Source organism: Kribbella turkmenica, assembly GCF_004348725.1.
Classification (GTDB): Bacteria; Actinomycetota; Actinomycetes; order Propionibacteriales; family Kribbellaceae; genus Kribbella; species Kribbella turkmenica.
This window is the reverse complement of the sequence record NZ_SMKR01000097.1, coordinates 1-16,854: the sequence shown is the minus strand read 5'-3', so window position 1 is coordinate 16,854 and position 16,854 is coordinate 1. Positions and strand designations below refer to the sequence as shown.

Genomic DNA, 16,854 nt, shown 5'->3' with positions numbered 1-16,854 from the left:
AGCCACCGCGTTGCGAGGTGCAAGTAACCGGAGCCCAACTTGCCGTGGCTCTTGCACTTCGCAACCGAATCGTTTCCTGAGCCAGCGCAAAGTCATTGCCGTTCGCCACTGATACGGTGTTTTAGTTCGTGAGACACCGTGTTCGCTATGCTCTGCCGGGTGGCACGCGAGGCGGACGAGAAGACGGTGCTCGGATCGGTGTGGCTGCGGGCCGATCCGCCGGCGACTCGGGCCCCGCTGACCAGGGACGACATCGTCCGGACGGCGATCAAGGTGCTCGACCGGGACGGGCTGGAAACGTTCTCGATGCGGCGGATGGCGGCCGAGCTCGGCACCGCCGCAACCTCTGCCCTGTACTGGCGGATCGCGAACAGGAACGACCTGCTCGAGCTCGCCGTCGACGAGGTACTGGGTGAGGCTCTGGTTCAGACCGGCGACGGTGACTGGCGTGACCAGGTGACGGCTCTTGCGACCGCGGCGTACAAAGCTCTCTGGGCGCATCCCTGGACGCCACAACTGCTTGCCTCGCACGCCGGGCTGGGTCCGAACTACCAGGCGCTGGCGGAGCGCATCCTGAACGTGCTGCGCTCAGCCGGCTTCAGAGGTGTGCACCTGGACGCAGCGGTGTCGGCGATCTTCCACTACCTGATCGGTGCCGCCGTCACCGATGCCGCGTGGACGGCGACCGTGCGGCGAAGTGGGCTGACCGAGCACGAGTGGAGCACGGCCGCCGGCGACCAGTTGGGGATCGGCGCGGCCAGCCTCGCGGCGTACCTGAGCAGGGAGAACCTGGCCGGCCCGGAGGCCCGCTTCACCAGCGGGCTCCGGGCAGTCGTGGTCGGGCTGCGACCGCGGCAGCTGTCTTAGAGGTCCGCGAACACCGACGCCGGGTTCTCGAACGCGTCGGCGACGAAACGGGAGAAGGCGGCTGCCGTCCCGCCGTCGCAGACGCGGTGGTCGAACACCAGCGACAACTGGGTGAGCTTGCGGATCGCCAGTTCGCCGTTCACCACCCACGGGCGGTCGATGATCCGGCCGACACCGAGAATCGCGACCTGCGGATGATTGATGATCGCGGCACTGCCGTCGACTCCGAAGCTGCCGTAGTTGTTCAGCGTGAACGTCCCGCTGCCCAGCTCGTACGGCGTCAGCCGGCCCGCACGGGCGGACTCGGTCAGCCGGCGGATCTCGGCGTCCAGCGCGCGTGTGGTCAACCGGTGCGCGTTCGGGACCGCCGGTACCACGAGACCGCGGTCGGTCTGGGCGGCCAGGCCGAGGTTGATGCCGTCGTACTGGACGAGCTCCTCGCGCTCGGTGTCGACAAAACCGTTCAGTTCCGGATACTTCTGCAACCCGGCCACCACGAACCGCGCCATCAACGCGAGCAGGCCCGGCCCGGAGTCCTTGGCCGTCCGCAACGACTCGCGCAGCTCGACCAGGGCGGTCGCGTCCACGTCCACCCAGGTCGTGGCCTCCGGGATCTCGGCCCGGCTCCGGCTCAAGGTCGCCGCCACTGCCTTCCGGAACCCGCTCATCGGGATCCGCCGCAGCTCGGGCAGCCCGGTCCGCGACTCGGCGTCCGCCTGCTGCTGCTGCTCTGGGCGTTTCGACTCGACACGCTGCGACTCGAAGCGCTGTGCGATGGCTTGCTCGACGTCCCGGCGCACGATCAGTCCATTGGCACCCGAACCGGCCAGGCTCTTCAGATCCACCTCGGCATCCCGGGCCATCCGCCGTACCAGCGGGGAGATCACCAATGGCACCTTCGACGTCGTCCCCGGCACGCTGGTACCCACCGTGGACCGCGGCTTGCGGCGGCGGCCCGAGGCGCCGCTCGCGGTTCCGTACCCGACCAGCACGTTGCCCGAGCCGGCCTTCTCCTCCTCGCGGTACGTCGTCCGCGCGTCGACCTTCCCGATGGTGATCAACGGTTCGCCGACCGGGACGACTGTGCCCGGCGTGCCGTGGAGCTCCTCGACGACACCGGCGTACGGCGACGGCAGCTCGACCACCGACTTGGCCGTCTCGACCTCCGCGACCGGGGCGTCGACGGTGACGACGTCACCGACCTTCACCAGCCAGCGCACGATCTCCCCCTCGGTCAGCCCTTCGCCGAGGTCGGGCAGCAGGAAGACACTCATCCGCGTCCTCCGTTCGCTCCGGGCGCGGCTGAGGCATTGAGTGTGCTGCGCTCGACGGTGAACTTGCTCCGCTCGTTCACGAGTCCTCCCACTGCAGGTCGTCGACCGCGTCGACGATCCGGTCCACACCCGGCAGCTGGTACTTCTCCAGCTTCGGCGGCGGGTACGGGATGTCGAAGCCGGTCACCCGCCGGATCGGCGCGGCCAGCGAGTGGAAGCACCGTTCGGTGACCCGGGCAACGATCTCCGAGGACACGCTGGCGAACCCGCTGGCCTCCGCGACCACGACCGCGCGCCCGGTACGCCGGACCGCCGCACAGACCGTCTCGTCGTCGAACGGCACGATCGACCGCAGGTCGACCACGGTCAGCTGCCGGCCCTCGGCGGCGGCGACCTCGGCCGCTTCCAGCGCGACCGGCACCGTCGGACCGTAGGCGATCAGCGTCGCGTCCGCGCCTTCACGCCGTACGACGGCGGTTCCGATCCCCGGCTGGTCCTCGGTGAGATCGACCTCCTCCTTGGCCCAGTAGAGCTTCTTCGGCTCCATGAACACCACCGGGTCCGGGAACTCGATTGCCTTACGCAACAAGGTGTACGCGTCCGCGACGGTGGCCGGGGCCACCACGGTGAGGCCCGGGGTGTGCGCGTAGTAGCTCTCCGACGAGTCGCAGTGGTGCTCGACGCCGCCGATCCCGCCGGCGTACGGCATCCGGATGACCATCGGCAGGCCGACCCGGCCGCGGGTCCGGTTCCGCATCTTGGCGACGTGACTGACGATCTGCTCGAACGCCGGGTAGCCGAACGCGTCGAACTGCATCTCGACCACCGGCCGCATGCCGTTCATCGCCAGCCCGACCGCCATCCCGACGATGCCGGACTCGGCCAGCGGGGTGTCGAAACAGCGGTCCTCGCCGAACTCCGCGGTCAGCCCGTCGGTGATCCGGAACACGCCGCCGAGCGCGCCGACGTCCTCGCCGAACATCAGGACGGTCTCGTCGGACTTCATCGCGTCCCGCAGGGCCTGGTTCAGCGCCTGCGCCATCGAGATCTTCACGTGCGTCATGGCTCAGGCCTCCTCTCGCGCGAGCTCGTCCCGCAGGAACTCGGCCTGCTCCGTCAACTGCGGCGTCTGCTCGCTGTACAGGTGGGCGAACAGGTCCGCGGGGTCCACGTCCGGCTCCGGCATCAGGCCGTCCCTGAGCTTCTCGGCCACCTCGCGGGCCGCCTTCTCCGCGCGCGCTCGCACCGCGTCGTCGAGCAATTCCTCCTGCTCGAGGTAGGTCTCCAGCCGCTTGATCGGGTCGCGCTCCAGCCACGGAGCGACCTCGTCGTCCGGGCGGTACCGGGCGGCGTCGTCGGCGTTCGTGTGCGCCTGCACCCGGTACGTGTGCGCTTCGACGAGTTGCGGACCGCCGCCTGCGCGGGCCTTGGCCACGGCGTGTCCGAGGACGGCGAGCAGGCCGGCCAGGTCGTTGCCGTCGGCCCGTTCGCCTGGCACGCCGTACCCGATGCCCTTGTGGGCCAAGGACGGCGCGACGGACTGTCGGGCGAGCGGCACGGAGATCGCGTACTCGTTGTTCTGGATGAAGAAGACGACCGGCGCGTGGAAGACGGCGGCGAAGTTGAGCGCCTCGTGGAAGTCGCCCTCGCTGGTCGCGCCGTCACCGCAGAGCGCCATCACCACGGTGTCCTCACCGCGGAGCCGGGCGGCGTGGGCGACGCCGACGGCGTGGGTCAGCTGGGTCGCCAGCGGAGTGGACTGCGGCGCGACCTTGCGGTCGTACGGGTCGTAGCCCGAGTGCCAGTCGCCCCGGAGCAGCGTGAGCGTCTCGATCGGGTCGACGCCGCGGCTCACGATCGAGACGGTGTCGCGGTACGTCGGGAACAACCAGTCGCCGTCGCGCAGCACCATCGAGCTCGCGACCTGGCACGCCTCCTGCCCGTGCGACGACGGGTAGACGGCGAGCCGGCCCTGCCGGACGAGCGCGCCGGCCTGGTCGTTGATCCGGCGCCCCTTGATCAACTCGACGTAGCCGTCGACCAGCACGTCCTTGGTGGGCAGCCGGTACGACGGGTGGTCGTGCGGTACGCCGTCCTGGTCGATCAACCGGACGGGTTCCGTGGAGGGGAGCAGTTGCTCCTCGACGGTTGTCATGTGACCCTCCTGCAGGAGACGGACGGTGTCCTCATCGTCATACTTCTGGCCAATCGCGGCCAGACCTGGAAAAATCGCGAGACGTTTGGTCAACGGGCCCGCGAGCTGAGGAGCACAATGTCCGACGACGTGATGATCGGGCCGCCAGGACCTGGACAGATGGTCGTGGCGCCGGCGCTCGACGAGGTCGACCGGCAGATCGTCGAGGCGCTCGGCCGGGACGGACGGCTGTCGATCCGGGCCCTCGCCGACCAGGTGCACATCTCCCGCGCGAACGCCTACGCCCGGGTCGAGCGGCTCACCGCGACCGGCGTGATCACCGGCTTCACCGCCACCGTCGACCCGCTCAAACTGGGCCTGGCGACGTCGGCGTACGTCACTCTCAGTCTCCGGCAGAGCTCCTGGCGAACCCTGCGCGAACAACTTCAGGCGATCCCCGAGGTCAAACACATGGCCCTGGTCGGCGGGGACTTCGACGCCATCCTCCTGGTCCGCGCCGCCGACAACGAAGGCCTCCGCCGCGTGGTCCTCGAGAAACTCCAAGCCATTCCCGAGGTCCTCGCCACCCGCACAGCCCTGATCTTCGAAGACCTCGGCACGCTGTAGGTCTCCCGGGCGCGGGCTAGCAGCCGCAGGAGGTTCGTGGGATCAGATCCGTGGGGTAGGTGACTGCTCCGGGTGGTGAGTCGCCGTCGATCAGTTGGGTGACCGCGTCGGCTGCCATGCGTTCCAGGGGCTGGCGGACCACGGTGAGGGGCGGCCAGGTGTATTCGGCTTCTGCCGTGCCGTCGAAGGAGACGATGGCCACGTCGTCCGGCACCGTGAGGCCCGCCTCGTGGAGGGCCCGTAGGACACCGACGGCTTGCAAATCGGAGCTCGCGAAGATCGCGGTCGGCGGACGTGTGGCCGACAGCAACTCACGGCCGGCCGCGTAACCGCCGGCCCGGCTGAACGTCGTACGGGCGATCGGGCCGTCCGGCAACCCGGCCGTCCGGAGGGCGTCCCGCCATCCCAGCTCACGTTCCGCCCGGGCGCTCCCACCGATCACCAGACCGATCCGCCGGTGACCGTGCCCGATCAGATGCTCCACCCCCCGGCGCGCGCCTTCGCGGTACTGCGGCCGGACCGACGGCGCCTTCGCCAGCACCCGGTTGATCGCGATCACCGGGACGTCGACCTCGCTCAGATCCGGATCCGCGGTCGGCGCGACCAGGAGGAGACCGCTGACCTGGCGGGTGAGCAGTTCCGCGATCTTGGCGTGCTCGGTCTCCGGGTCACCGTCGGCGCTGGTCTGCAGGACGACGTACCCGCGGGCCGAGGCCTCCTTGTCGATCGCTTTGGCGAGCTCGGCGAAGAGTGGGTTCCCGCCGTCGGGGGTGATCAGGCCGAAGGTTCGGGTGGTGCCCATCCGCAGCGCGCGGGCGGTCGCGTTCGGGCGGTAGCCGAGGACGCGGATCGCCTCGAGCACCCGCTCGCGCGTCTCCGGTGAGACCCGGCGCGGGCCCTCGTTCACCACGTAACTGACCACGGCCGTGCTGACCCCGGCGTACTCCGCGACGTCGTTGCGGGTCACCGGGGCCTTGGTCATGTGCCGATGATACGGGCGTTGACCCCGTTGGAAAGCGATTGCTAGCGTGCGGAGCTACACGAGTAGAAAGGTCCCGTCGTGCCCAGACGCTATGCAATGGCAGGAACCGGTTCGCGAGCGCAGGCCTATGTCCGCGCGATCTTCCAGGAGCACCCGGAGGAGGCCGAACTGGTCGCGTTGCTCGACCCGAACCCGGGCCGGCTCGCGTTCCACGACCGGCAGGTGAAGGCACTCGGCGGCCCGGAACTGCCGCAGTACGGCGCCGACGACCTGGAGCGGATGATCAAGGAGCAGTCCGTCGACCGGGTCGTCGTGACCAGCCCGGACCACACCCACGCGCATGTCGTCTCGCGGATCCTGCGAGCCGGCGCGGACGTCATCGTCGAGAAACCGCTCACCATCGACGCCGACGGCACCCGCCAGATCGTCGACGCGATGAACGACTCCGGCAAGTCGGTGGTCGTCACCTTCAACTACCGCTACTCGCCGCGCAACAGCGCCCTGCGTCGACTGATCGCCGACGGCGAGATCGGCGCGGTCACCAGTGTCGAGTTCCAGTGGGCGCTCGACACCCGGCACGGCGCGGACTACTTCCGCCGCTGGCACCGGGAGAAGCGGTTCTCCGGCGGCCTGCTGGTGCACAAAGCCTCGCACCACTTCGACCTGGTGAACTGGTGGATCGCCTCCACCCCGGTGCGCGTGTTCGCCTCCGGCCGTCTGGCCTTCTACGGCGCGGAGAACGCCGCAGCGCGCGGCCTTGGGCAACGACCTGAGCGCGGCACGGTCGACGGCTCCGCGAACGACCCCTGGCTGCTCGACCTGCGCACCGACGACACCAACCGCGAACTGTACCTGGACAGCGAGCAGTACGACGGCTACCGCCGCGACCAGGACGTGTTCGGGCCGGGCATCACGATCGAGGACAACATGGCGGTGATCGCGGAGTACGCGAACGGCGCCCGGCTGAGCTACTCGCTGAACGCGCACTCGCCGTGGGAGGGCTACCGGGTCTGCGTCAACGGCACCGAAGGTCGTGCCGAGCTCGAGGTGGTCGAGCGCGCCGCGGTCGTCGACGACCAGATCGACCCGAGCTACCCGACCGAGCGGGTCGTCGCCGGTGACGTCCGCAGCGACGGCGAGCGGCTCGTTCTGCAGAAGCACTGGGCCGAGGCGGTCGAGGTCGAGATCCCCCGCGGCGTCGGCGGCCACGGCGGCGGCGACCGGCTGCTGTACGCCGACTTGTTCAAGGGACCGGGGAACGACCCGCTCGGCCGCGCCGCCGACGTCCACGACGGCGTCCGGGCCGTCGCGGTCGGCGTCGCGGCCAACGAGTCGCTGGCGTCCGGCCTGCCGGTCGTGATCGCCGACCTGCAGCTAGGCGGGTGGGCCTAGTCCGGTCTCGGCGAGGATGCGCGCGACGGTCGTCTCCAAAGAGCTGTGCTCGTCGATGACTGTCTCGCGCGGCTCGTCGAGGAGGTCCCGCGGCCGGTACCAGTCGGCCATGTCCGAATCACTGAACTCCGACGCCTTCGACCGGGTCGCGTGCCGCCGGACGGTCTCCGCGAACGGGACGTCCAGGTAGTAGAAGTACGACGGTCCGGCGTGACCGGCCCGCAGTTCGGCGAGCATGTCGCCGTACCGGACCGTCGGCATGATGCCCTCGACCACGGCGTGGTAGCCGCGGTCGAGGGCGTGCTCGGCCAGGTGCCGGATCGCCTGGATGTTGGCGCCGTCCGGCTCGTCCAGTTCCTTGAAGATGATCCGGCGGATGTAGTCCTGCTCGATCCAGGCGATCCCCCGGCCGTGCGCCTGCCGGATCGCCGCCACGATCGAACTCTTGCCGGATCCCGAGTTGCCCCGGATGACGACCAGTCGCGGATCCACTCGGAGATGTCTACCAGGAAGCGGGTTGACCCGGACGGTGGGTGCCGAAGGTCCACTCGTAGCCCTCGGGATCGGCGACCCGGCAGCGGTAGTTGCCCCAGGCGGTGCCGGCGGGCTCCCACACGGACTCGGCGCCGGCCGCGACCGCGGACCGATGGACCCCGTCGACCTCCTCCTGGGTGTCGAAGGCGATGTAGCTGCCGTGCCCGACGGTCTCGCCCTTGCGGATCGGCTTGTCGTAGCCCTCCTCGTCGGTGAAGAGCGTGAACGCCACACCGCCGTACCGCATCTCGGCGTGCATGATGCCGCCCCTGTCGTCCGGCACCTCCATCGTCGTCTCGAACCCGAAGGCCTTCTCCAGCCACCGCAGGGCGCCGACCGCGTCCCGGTAGCCGAAGTACGCGTGCAGAGTGGCGGTCTTGTTGCTGCTGTTCTCGGTCATGTCTCCAGGGAACGAAGTAGCGGCCAGGTTCTGACCGCTACTCCCCGAGATTTCGCCGAGGTCCGGCGCCGTCCATCCCCGGACACGCGACCCGGCCCTATCGGCACGAGGAAATAGGATTCGAGCGGACCAGTGACGTGGGTGAGGAGAGCGATGGGACTGCCAGTGGTGCTGATGCCGGGCCGGATGAACCCCGTGGTCGCGGAGGGGCTGGACGGGAAGGTCGAGCTGATCCGCCTCTGGGAGGCGGCCGACCCGGATGCCGTCCTCGCCGAGCGCCGGGACGACATCGTCGCCGTCGCGACCGGTGGGACCCGGATCGACGGCGCGTTCCTGGACAAGTTGCCCGCGGTCCGGATCGTGGCCGGCTTCGGCGTCGGCTATGACCAGATCGACGCGGCGGCCGCCGCCGAGCGCGGGGTCGTGGTGACCAACACTCCCGGCGTCCTGGACGACGAGGTGGCCGACACCGCCCTCGGCCTGCTGCTGATGACGGTCCGCGAGCTCCCGCAGGCCGAGCGGTACCTCCGGGCCGGCAAGTGGCGGGACGGACCATATCCGTTGACCAAGGCAACATTGCACGGCCGCCGGATGGGCATCCTCGGACTCGGCCGGATCGGTCAGGCGATCGCCGACCGGGTCGCGCCGTTCGGGGTCTCGGTCGGGTACCACAACCGGCACCGCAAGGACGTCGAGTACCACTACTACCCCTCCCTGCTCGAGATGGCCCGCGGCGTCGACATCCTGATGATCGTCGTCCCCGGCGGCGGCGACACCAGGCGCCTGATCGACGCCGAGGTGCTGGAGGCACTCGGACCGGACGGCATCCTGATCAACGTCGCCCGCGGCACCGTGGTCGACGAGCCCGCCCTGGCCGACGCGCTCCGCGACGGCACGATCCTGGCTGCCGGGCTGGACGTCTTCGAGGACGAGCCCAACGTCCACCCGGGTCTCCTCGACGTCCCGAACGCCGTACTCCTCCCGCACGTCGGCTCGGCCACGATCCCGACCCGCAACGCCATGGGCAACCTGGTGGTCGAGAACCTGCTCAGCTGGTTCTCGTACGGGCTCCCGGTCACGCCGGTCCCCGAGTCGGCCGACCTGGTGAAACCCCGGGACTGACCTCGGCTCCCGCCGGCCGCGCGGGAGCGATCAGGTGGCCGGACGCTCGGACTCGGGCAGGTCCCAGATCCGGCTGTGGGTCCAGGCGTACTCCCATGCCTGGATGTCCGGGGGCTGGATGCCGAGCCCGGTGAGGATCGCGCAGACCTGCTCGCGGTGGTGGTTGGCGTGGTTGATCGCCTGGGCGATGAAGATCCCGAGCCGGGTACCGCGGGTGTTGTCGTCGATGACCACCACCCGTTCGACGTCGATCGGCTTGGCCAGCACCTCCTCCCAGAGCGCGCCCGCCTCGTCGTTCCAGCGCTCGAGGCTGTCGAAGTCGGCGGTCTCGTCACTGTCCACGAAGGCGAGCTCGCTGTCCGCCACCCGGCGGACGTAGCTGCCCTCGCACCGGACGATGTGGTCGAGGGTGGCGAGGATCCCGCCGTACGTGCCGACGCCGGTGACCTCGAGCTGCTCGGCGCTGAGGTGCTGGTCGCGGCAGAACTTGATCAAGCTCTTGGTCGCCCAGATGTTGTGCCGGATCGGGTCGTACAGCACGTCGTTGAGTCCCATGCTTTTCACGGTAGCCCCGGAGGCGGCGGAGTCGTACTCACTTATCGGGACGTCAGGGTGGTGAGGATGTCGCCCCAGTGCTCGTGCAGTACGGCGAGGTGCGTGGTCCGCTCGCGGATCACGAGGGTCGCGTGCGGGACCCGGTCGGCGAGCCACCGGCCGTTGCGGACCGACGCGTTCACGTCCAGGGCGCCGTACCAGAGGTACACCGGGCAAGCGATCCGCTCCGGACGGAAATCCCAGCTGCGGAAGGAGATCGCGGCGTCGCGGAGGTAGCCGTCCGGGTTCGCGAGCGCCTCACGGACGGCGGCCGCGATCGCGCTGTCCGAGCCGAGGACTCGGCCGTCGATCGTTGGGCCGGACTTCGTGGTGAGCTCGGCGTCCGCCGGATCCAGCTCGGCGAGGAAGCGCTGCGCCAGGGCCGTGTCGTCCGGATCGGCCGGGTTGAGCTGATCGACGTACGACTCGAAGTCGGGGCGCATCAGGGCGACCGCTTCGACCGGCGTAAGCCCGGCCAGCCGGGCGAAGAACGCCTGCTGCTCGGAGCCCAGGTCGTCACGGTGGTACGGCGGATCCAGCTCCGGGACGATCGCCGGACCCGCCACGATCCCGACCGCGGTCACCCGCTCCGGACGGGTGGCCGCGCAGGCCAGGGCGTACGGTCCACCGATCGACATGCCGAGCACGGCGTAGCGCTCGATCTGCAACAGGTCGGCCACCGCCGCGACGTCGTCCGCCACGGTCAGGTGCGTCGACGGGCAGGCGTCCGACAGCCCGTAGCCCGGCCGGTTCACCGCCACCAGCCGGACGCCGGCACGCCGGGCGGCCGCGTCGCCGGCGTACGCCGCGTGCCGAGTGTCCGGACAGCCGTGCAGGAAGAACACGGGCCTTCCGCCGGCCGCACCGCCGTGCCAGTACTGCGTCAGCCGCCCGTCCGGCAGGCGCAACAACCCTGTGGTCAGGTCAGTGCTCTGTTCTGGCTCAGCTCTGGCCCTGGCCGATGTTGACCATCCAGTTGATGCCGAACCTGTCGGTGACCATGCCGAACTCGTCGCCCCACAGCTGCTTGTCCAGCGGCATCGTCACCTCACCGCCGTCGGCGAGCTTCTCGTAGTACCCGCGCAGGTCCTCGTCGTCGCCGCTCAGGCTGACGGCGATGTTCTGACCCGGGTTGTACGGCATGCCCTGCGGGGTGTCCGAGGCCATCAGTGTGAAGCCGGCCGGCGTCTCGAGCTGGCTGTGCATCAGCTTGTTCTCGTCGTCCGGACCGCTGCTCGCGCCGAACTCGGCGAACGTGTTGCTGGCCAGGTCGCCGCCGAAGACGCTCTGGTAGAACTCCATCGCCTCCCGCGCGTTGCCGTCGAACTGGATGTACGGATTGAGTCGAGATGCCATCTGTCTGCCCTTCCCCCTCTACGGAAACGACTGTTGCCCGCACAGTAGACCCGGCCGCCGACAGTTCGCGAGGCCCGACGGATCCCGGCCCCGCGCGGTCACCGGTCGTTCACCCGGTGGCCGGGTGCGCGGCTAGGGTCGCGTCATGATCCTGCGACACATCACCATCGACGCCGGCAACCCGTACGAGCTCGCGCAGTTCTGGAGCACCGTCACCGGCTGGCCGATCGCCGACGGCGACGCACCCGGCGACGACGAGGTGCTCGTGGTCGCACCCGAGCCCCTGCCCGGCCTGCTCTTCATCGCCGTTCCCGAGACCAAGACGGTCAAGAACCGCGTCCACATCGACTGGGTCCCAGACCGCACCCGCGACGAGGAGGTCGACCACCTGCTGTCCCTCGGCGCCACCGTCCACGAGGATCACCGGCAGCCCGACGGCCGCGGCTGGGTCACCCTGCACGACCCCGAGCAGAACGAGTTCTGCATCGAGCGCAGCAAGTCCGAGCGCGATAGCGCTTAGATCCAGTCGGCGAGCATCGCCAACTCGCGCACGACGGCATCCGGTCCGGCGGCCGTCAGCGGCCTCGTGCCGCGCCGACTTCGCGTACGCGATACACGGCAGCCCGGCGCGGCGGCTGAACTCGACGTCGGTGGGTGCGTCGCCGATCATGCAGCAGTTGTCCCGGCCGAGGATCGTGCGGGCCTGGGTCGCCAGGAACGGATCCGGTTTCATCACGCGTACGGACGCCCGAGAACCCCCGCGACCAGGTCCGTGAGCTCGTGCCGCTCGAGGAACACGTCGATCGCGGCCGCCGCGTTGTTGCTGACAACGACAACCGGCCGCCGTGTCCGCGCGCACCGTCCGAGGAACGCTCATGTGATGGCTGTCGCTTGTGACCAGCGGAGTTGCCAGCCGGTGGCCGTGCACCGGTAGCAGTCGAGATGCCACGCCCTGAGCTCGGGGAAATCGCGGCCACCGACGGAGATCTCGATGGCCGACGGCGTGACGATGACGAAGTCGTCCGCGTGCACCGCGTGCGCCTCGGCGACCCTCCCCTCCACCGACCACACCAGCCGCTGTCGTTCGAGTTCTCGTAACTCCTCGGCGTCCACCACGCGAGCAACTTGGCTGCCGATACCGGGCCACCGGAGGCGTCACCTACACCACCCGCTGGCCGGGTACGGCGTTCGTCGTCGACCTGAACGTGGCCGGCGTGAGGACGTCCGCCGGAACCACCGGTGGCGGATCACTGTCCGGCTTGCTTGAATCTCTCCGGACGCCCGAAGGGCCCGCCGTTCGGCGGGCCCTTCTGATGCAACAGATCGAACGGCCCATCGCGTTCAGGTAAGTAGTGGGACAGGACGTGAAGCTGGGGGATGTGGGGATGCTGCAACGCCGACGCGGAATCCGTGAGCTCGTCGTCGGCCCGCTCGTCGCCATCATCGTGACGCTCGGCATCCTTGCCGTCACAGGGGGTTTGCTCGCCCTGCTCGAGCCCAGCAGGACCGCGTCCACGTCGATCAGCAGCACCATCCCCAGCACGGGCGCCCGGACGATCGATCGGGGCGCCTACGGCTCAGGGACGCTCGGTTCGTGGCAGAACCTGCTCCGGCGGATCTCGTCCGAGCAGGAGATCCAGGACGCGTTGGTCTTCAACGGCATCTTCCTGTTCGGCGACAGCCTCGCTGTCCAGGACGGGAAGGCCCTGGAGACGCTGATCCGGAACCGGACCGGCGACTCCGTCGCCGTGCACGACTGGTCGGGACAGCCCACCTCCGCCGCCGTCGACGCCCTGGCCGACTGGGAACGCCGGTTCGGCCTGCCGAGCCGCATCGTGATGGCGGTGGGCTCGAACGACATCTTCGACCCGCCCGCGTTCGCCGCGCAGGTCGAGCGAGCGATGCACATCGCCGGGCCGTCGCGCACGGTCTTGTGGGTGAACGTGCACGTCAGCCGCGTCCGCGTGCCGGCCGACATCCGTGCCGCCGACGAGTCGAACAGCGCGTGGATCAACCTCCAGCTCGAGCACGCCGCCGTACGCCATCCGAACCTGCGGATCATCCGCTGGGCCGCGTACCTCGCGTCGCAGCCGGACGGGCCGGCCGCGCACCTGCGCGACGGCATCCACACGTCGCCGCTCGGCAGGAACGCGCGCAACGAGCTGATCCTGCGGGCGATTCTGGCCCACTGAAGTCTGCCCGGACGGGCACGGGCGAACCGGAGTACGGGGTCCGGGCAACTTTTCCCGCGGGCCGGGGCATCTACCCGGACAGAGGACAGCACCCGAACCTCGATGCCGGATGCAACCTCTTTCCAGACTTCCGACGTTGTGTAGACAGCGCCTGAGCACCGCCCCTCGGGCATCGCGACGAAAACCAGCAGACCTGATCCAGGGGGTATTCCGGCTCGAATTCAGGTCTAGGCCAGAACAATGCATGCCCGTGGGGGGCTGCAGTGAGGAACGGGACCATGCCCGCGCACCACCGTCGAACGGCCGGCACGACCCTGCGGCTCAGCTTCGCCGTGCTGCTGAGCACGGTGGTCGTGGTGACGTCTGTGGTGATCCCCCGCGACCACTCGACCCCCGAGGCGGCACCGAATCCGACGACGACACGGACTCCCGAACCGCCCGCGGCGCCCGTCACGCCGGCGCCGAAGCGGAACGTCTACACCTGCCCGGGGTACAGCGGGATCGACCGGACGAACCCGGTCGCCAGTCTCTACCGCGACACGTTCGCCTGGGGACCGTCGGCGCCGTTCCAGGTCGGCAACGGCAAGGGTGACGTCGACTGGGACCTGAACCCGTACAAGAATCCGAGCTGGTACATGTGGTTCCACTCGCTGCGCTGGCTGGGGAAGGGCATCGCGGCGGGGGCGCAGGGCGACGAGCGCGCCCTGGCCCGGGTCAGCGCGATCGCGCACGACTGGGTCCGCGACCACCCGTACTCGTGGAAGAAGAACATCGGCGCCCACGAGTCGACGATGCACCGCACGAACGTGCTGATCTGCCTGCGGCAGGCGGTCTTCTCCGGGCTGAAGGTGGTGAAGCTGCCGCTGTCGTACATCTGGCTGGACAAGGCACTGCAGGAGCACGCGTGGTTCCTGCAGAAGAACTACAGCGGCGACTGGAACCACGGCACCGACGAGAGCCTCGCCCTGTTCGGCATTGGCTGCACCTTGGGCCGGGCCGACCTGAAGACGATCGCCGCGGACCGGTTGACGAAGGCGATCAAGACGTCGATCGACACCCAGGGCTCGACCAACGAACAGTCGACGGCGTACGCGCAGTTCAACTACTCGCTCTGGGGCCGTGCGGCCGACGTGCTGCACAGGTGTGGTGTCGACCCCGGTACGACGATCAACGCGCGCCGGCGTGAGCTCGCCAAGTGGCTCGCGCTCGCGACCGACTCGCTCGGCAACCTGCACCAGATCGGCGACTCCGAGGTGGTGAAGACCGGGCCGGTCGAGAACACCGTCCTGGAGTACGCCGGCTCCCTCGGCCGGCGGGGGATCCGGCCGACCCAGCGGGTCGGGATCTTCCACGCCGGCTACATCTTCGGGCGAACCGGATGGGGTGAGACCCGGCAGTTCACGCAGGAGTCGGCGTACAGCATCCGCTTCGGGCCGGCGCGGAAGCTGCACGGACACGAGGACCACACTGCGGTGACCTACACCTCCCGTGGTCGCGACATCCTGATCGACGGCGGTCACCCCGGTTACAAGCGGGACGACTGGCGGACCTGGGCGAAGGGCCCGTTCGCCCACAACCAGATGACGGTGCGATCCGCGAAGTCCGCGCACCCGGAGACCGAACTGACGCGGTCGTCGATCGGCGCGACCTCGGAGTTCTACGAGCTGAGCGACTCACTCGGCAGGGGCATCGACCGGGAGCGCAGCGTGCTGGTGTTGAAGGACCCGGACCTGATGGTGGTGCTGGACCGCGGGACGTCGGACTCGGACGAGGAGTACCAGACGCTGTGGCACCTGCCGTCGGACCAGAAGGTTCGCGTCGCCGGCGACACCGCGATCGCCCAGGCGCCCGGTGACCGGGTGAAGACCACGCTGCTGCAGGTCCCGTTCCGGCAGGACACGACACCTATCCAGGTCGCGACCGGCGAGACCGACCCCATCCAGGGCTGGCACTACGAGACCATCGACACCCGCAAGCCGTCCCCGGTCGTGAAGTTCACCCGCTCCGGCCGGTCGGCGTCGATCCTCTCGCTGATCATCCCCACCCGCGCGAACGCCGTGGTCAGCTACACGACCACACAGCAAGGCGATCGGACGATCGTCAATCTGATTGTCGACAAAGTCCGCACGACGATCGCGGTGTCCCCCGACGGCACCCTGCAACGCGTGAAATAGTCGACCCGCCACCGCCGGCTCCTCGGCCTCACCGGCCGACGCAGGCACCTCCGCGTCCACACCACGCCCAGGCACCCGGGCGCACTCCACCGCAGGCACCTCGACACCCACGGCACCGCCCAGACGCCCCGCGGCACCCGCACAGCCCCGGGTTCACATCGCCGCGCGGGCAGCGTCCGACTCAGCCCGCCACGTGGGTGCGAGGACCCACCGGCCGCCAACCTTCCGGCGGGTCCTCGCCCACCCGGCCGTCGACGGCTTCACGGAGCAGGTCGGCGTGGCCGGTGTGACGCCCGTACTCCTCGATCAAGTCGCACACCAGCCGACGCAGACTCGCATGCCGCCCATCCGGCCAGGTGATATGCGCCGGCTGATCGAGCCCGCCATCAGCAATCGCCGCCGCCAACGCCTCGCGCGAGCGGACAACAGCCCCGTCCCACAATGCATAGAGCTCCTCCGGCGAGTTCTCCACCGCGGACTTGAGCTCCCAGTCGTTGTCATCCGTCCAGCCATTCGTCTCCCACGGCCCACCCATGGGCTCACCGCGGAATCTCACGGTGAACAGGTAGTCCTCGTTCGCCGCCAGATGCTTCAGCAACCCGCCGAGCGTCAACGACGACGTCGCGATCCGAGTACTCAGCCCGGCCGCATCGAGCCCATCGACCTTCCACCGGAACGTCGTCCGCAACCGCTCGAGCGCTCCCACCAGGTGCTCTACGTCGGTGCCCGCAATCGGAGGTTCCCAGGGAATTTCAGCCATGACGACACGCTAACTCCGGTTCCGGACGTTCTCCTTCCGGATCTATTGTCAACAATCATGATCCGCCTCGAGATGACGTCCCCCGCCCAGCTCATCCCGGGCAGTCCACCGCCCAGCCCACTCACCCTCGAAGAAGTCACCGCGGACGCAGCACCCCTCATCCGCACGCTCTACCACCAGATCTGGGCACCCCTGGGCCCCAGCGGCCGGACCGCCTGGACCACCGCCGAGTGGACCGCGGAACTATCCCTGCCAGGCATCCACACCCACCTGGCCGTCATCGACAACCTGCCGGCCGGCTTCACCGAACTCTCCGTGGAACCCACGGGCGACGTAGGCATCGTCGTCTTCGGCCTCCTACCCGAACACCAGTCCAAGGGCTTCGGCGGCGCCTTCCTCACCCTCACCACCCAACTCGCCTGGACTCTCAACTCCCCCACCACCTG

19 protein-coding genes and 1 pseudogene are annotated in these 16,854 nt (G+C 69.2%); 8 read left to right on the top strand and 12 right to left on the bottom strand.

The window, feature by feature from the left end; genetic code table 11:
* The first annotated feature begins 159 nt into the window (after positions 1–159).
* Positions 160–867 (top strand): TetR/AcrR family transcriptional regulator, encoded by a 708-nt coding sequence (locus E1218_RS21690; RefSeq protein WP_132322984.1) that lies wholly within the window; start codon positions 160–162, stop codon positions 865–867.
* Here the strand turns inward: E1218_RS21690 and E1218_RS21685 are convergent.
* The 3 genes from E1218_RS21685 to E1218_RS21675 all read right to left on the bottom strand — a co-directional run bounded on the left by E1218_RS21685 (position 864) and on the right by E1218_RS21675 (position 4,296).
* Entirely contained in the window at positions 864–2,141 is a 1,278-nt protein-coding gene (locus E1218_RS21685) for a dihydrolipoamide acetyltransferase family protein (protein ID WP_132322982.1), read from the bottom strand. The two genes, E1218_RS21690 and E1218_RS21685, sit on opposite strands and share 4 nt — an antisense overlap.
* A gap of 76 nt (positions 2,142–2,217) precedes the next feature.
* Positions 2,218–3,204 carry an alpha-ketoacid dehydrogenase subunit beta gene (locus tag E1218_RS21680; protein ID WP_132322980.1) on the bottom strand — a complete coding sequence of 329 codons (987 nt, stop codon included), beginning with the start codon at positions 3,202–3,204 and terminating at the stop codon, positions 2,218–2,220.
* A 3-nt stretch (positions 3,205–3,207) separates the two neighbouring features.
* Positions 3,208–4,296, bottom strand: coding sequence for a thiamine pyrophosphate-dependent dehydrogenase E1 component subunit alpha (locus E1218_RS21675; RefSeq protein ID WP_132322978.1), 1,089 nt, complete (start codon positions 4,294–4,296; stop codon positions 3,208–3,210).
* 117 nt (positions 4,297–4,413) lie between these two features.
* Here E1218_RS21675 and E1218_RS21670 point away from each other — a divergent pair, with 117 nt between their 5' ends.
* The gene (locus E1218_RS21670) at positions 4,414–4,902 is read left to right on the top strand and encodes an Lrp/AsnC family transcriptional regulator (protein WP_132322976.1); all 489 of its coding nucleotides are present in this window, start codon (positions 4,414–4,416) and stop codon (positions 4,900–4,902) included.
* Positions 4,903–4,918: 16 nt separating this feature from the next.
* Here the strand turns inward: E1218_RS21670 and E1218_RS21665 are convergent, their stop codons facing one another.
* Positions 4,919–5,884 (bottom strand): LacI family DNA-binding transcriptional regulator, encoded by a 966-nt coding sequence (locus E1218_RS21665; protein ID WP_132322974.1) that lies wholly within the window; start codon positions 5,882–5,884, stop codon positions 4,919–4,921.
* Positions 5,885–5,980: 96 nt separating this feature from the next.
* Between E1218_RS21665 and E1218_RS21660 the strand changes: the two genes are divergently transcribed.
* Positions 5,981–7,276 (top strand): Gfo/Idh/MocA family protein, encoded by a 1,296-nt coding sequence (locus E1218_RS21660; RefSeq protein WP_132322972.1) that lies wholly within the window; start codon positions 5,981–5,983, stop codon positions 7,274–7,276.
* On the opposite strand, the gene E1218_RS21655 is transcribed toward E1218_RS21660, so the two are convergent.
* Both E1218_RS21655 and E1218_RS21650 read right to left on the bottom strand, forming a co-directional pair.
* Positions 7,259–7,768 (bottom strand): AAA family ATPase, encoded by a 510-nt coding sequence (locus tag E1218_RS21655; protein ID WP_132322970.1) that lies wholly within the window; start codon positions 7,766–7,768, stop codon positions 7,259–7,261. The genes E1218_RS21660 and E1218_RS21655 overlap by 18 nt on opposite strands.
* A gap of 10 nt (positions 7,769–7,778) precedes the next feature.
* The gene (locus tag E1218_RS21650) at positions 7,779–8,210 is read right to left on the bottom strand and encodes a VOC family protein (RefSeq protein ID WP_132322968.1); all 432 of its coding nucleotides are present in this window, start codon (positions 8,208–8,210) and stop codon (positions 7,779–7,781) included.
* Positions 8,211–8,363: 153 nt separating this feature from the next.
* On the opposite strand from E1218_RS21650, the gene E1218_RS21645 reads away from it, so the two are divergent.
* On the top strand, positions 8,364–9,332 hold the full coding sequence (locus tag E1218_RS21645) for a 2-hydroxyacid dehydrogenase (RefSeq protein WP_132322966.1): 969 nt from the start codon (positions 8,364–8,366) through the stop codon (positions 9,330–9,332).
* 30 nt (positions 9,333–9,362) lie between these two features.
* Here E1218_RS21645 and E1218_RS21640 read toward each other — a convergent pair whose 3' ends face one another.
* The 3 genes from E1218_RS21640 to E1218_RS21630 are packed head-to-tail and all read right to left on the bottom strand — an operon-like array spanning position 9,363 to position 11,282.
* Positions 9,363–9,887, bottom strand: a complete 525-nt coding sequence (locus tag E1218_RS21640) for a DinB family protein (RefSeq protein ID WP_132322964.1) — start codon at positions 9,885–9,887, stop codon at positions 9,363–9,365.
* Between the two features lie 41 nt (positions 9,888–9,928).
* Complete coding sequence (locus E1218_RS21635; RefSeq protein WP_165949366.1) at positions 9,929–10,834, bottom strand: alpha/beta fold hydrolase; 906 nt, start codon at positions 10,832–10,834, stop codon at positions 9,929–9,931.
* Positions 10,835–10,868: 34 nt separating this feature from the next.
* Positions 10,869–11,282 carry a VOC family protein gene (locus E1218_RS21630; protein WP_132322960.1) on the bottom strand — a complete coding sequence of 138 codons (414 nt, stop codon included), beginning with the start codon at positions 11,280–11,282 and terminating at the stop codon, positions 10,869–10,871.
* 145 nt (positions 11,283–11,427) lie between these two features.
* On the opposite strand from E1218_RS21630, the gene E1218_RS21625 reads away from it, so the two are divergent.
* Complete coding sequence (locus E1218_RS21625) at positions 11,428–11,802, top strand: VOC family protein (RefSeq protein ID WP_132322958.1); 375 nt, start codon at positions 11,428–11,430, stop codon at positions 11,800–11,802.
* A gap of 66 nt (positions 11,803–11,868) precedes the next feature.
* Here E1218_RS21625 and E1218_RS38235 read toward each other — a convergent pair.
* Both E1218_RS38235 and E1218_RS21615 read right to left on the bottom strand, forming a co-directional pair.
* A pseudogene (locus tag E1218_RS38235) lies at positions 11,869–12,015 on the bottom strand (HAD family hydrolase); the annotation flags it as partial.
* Positions 12,016–12,155: 140 nt separating this feature from the next.
* Entirely contained in the window at positions 12,156–12,395 is a 240-nt protein-coding gene (locus tag E1218_RS21615; protein WP_132322956.1) for a hypothetical protein, read from the bottom strand.
* A gap of 272 nt (positions 12,396–12,667) precedes the next feature.
* Here E1218_RS21615 and E1218_RS21610 point away from each other — a divergent pair, with 272 nt between their 5' ends.
* Both E1218_RS21610 and E1218_RS21605 read left to right on the top strand, forming a co-directional pair.
* Positions 12,668–13,474, top strand: coding sequence for an SGNH/GDSL hydrolase family protein (locus E1218_RS21610; protein ID WP_233712369.1), 807 nt, complete (start codon positions 12,668–12,670; stop codon positions 13,472–13,474).
* Between the two features lie 278 nt (positions 13,475–13,752).
* On the top strand, positions 13,753–15,648 hold the full coding sequence (locus E1218_RS21605; RefSeq protein WP_132322954.1) for a heparinase II/III domain-containing protein: 1,896 nt from the start codon (positions 13,753–13,755) through the stop codon (positions 15,646–15,648).
* 181 nt (positions 15,649–15,829) lie between these two features.
* Here the strand turns inward: E1218_RS21605 and E1218_RS21600 are convergent, their stop codons facing one another.
* Positions 15,830–16,408, bottom strand: coding sequence for a mycothiol transferase (locus tag E1218_RS21600; RefSeq protein ID WP_132322952.1), 579 nt, complete (start codon positions 16,406–16,408; stop codon positions 15,830–15,832).
* 57 nt (positions 16,409–16,465) lie between these two features.
* Here E1218_RS21600 and E1218_RS21595 point away from each other — a divergent pair.
* The coding region (locus tag E1218_RS21595; RefSeq protein WP_132322950.1) for a GNAT family N-acetyltransferase at positions 16,466–16,854 on the top strand (389 nt) is incomplete at its 3' end.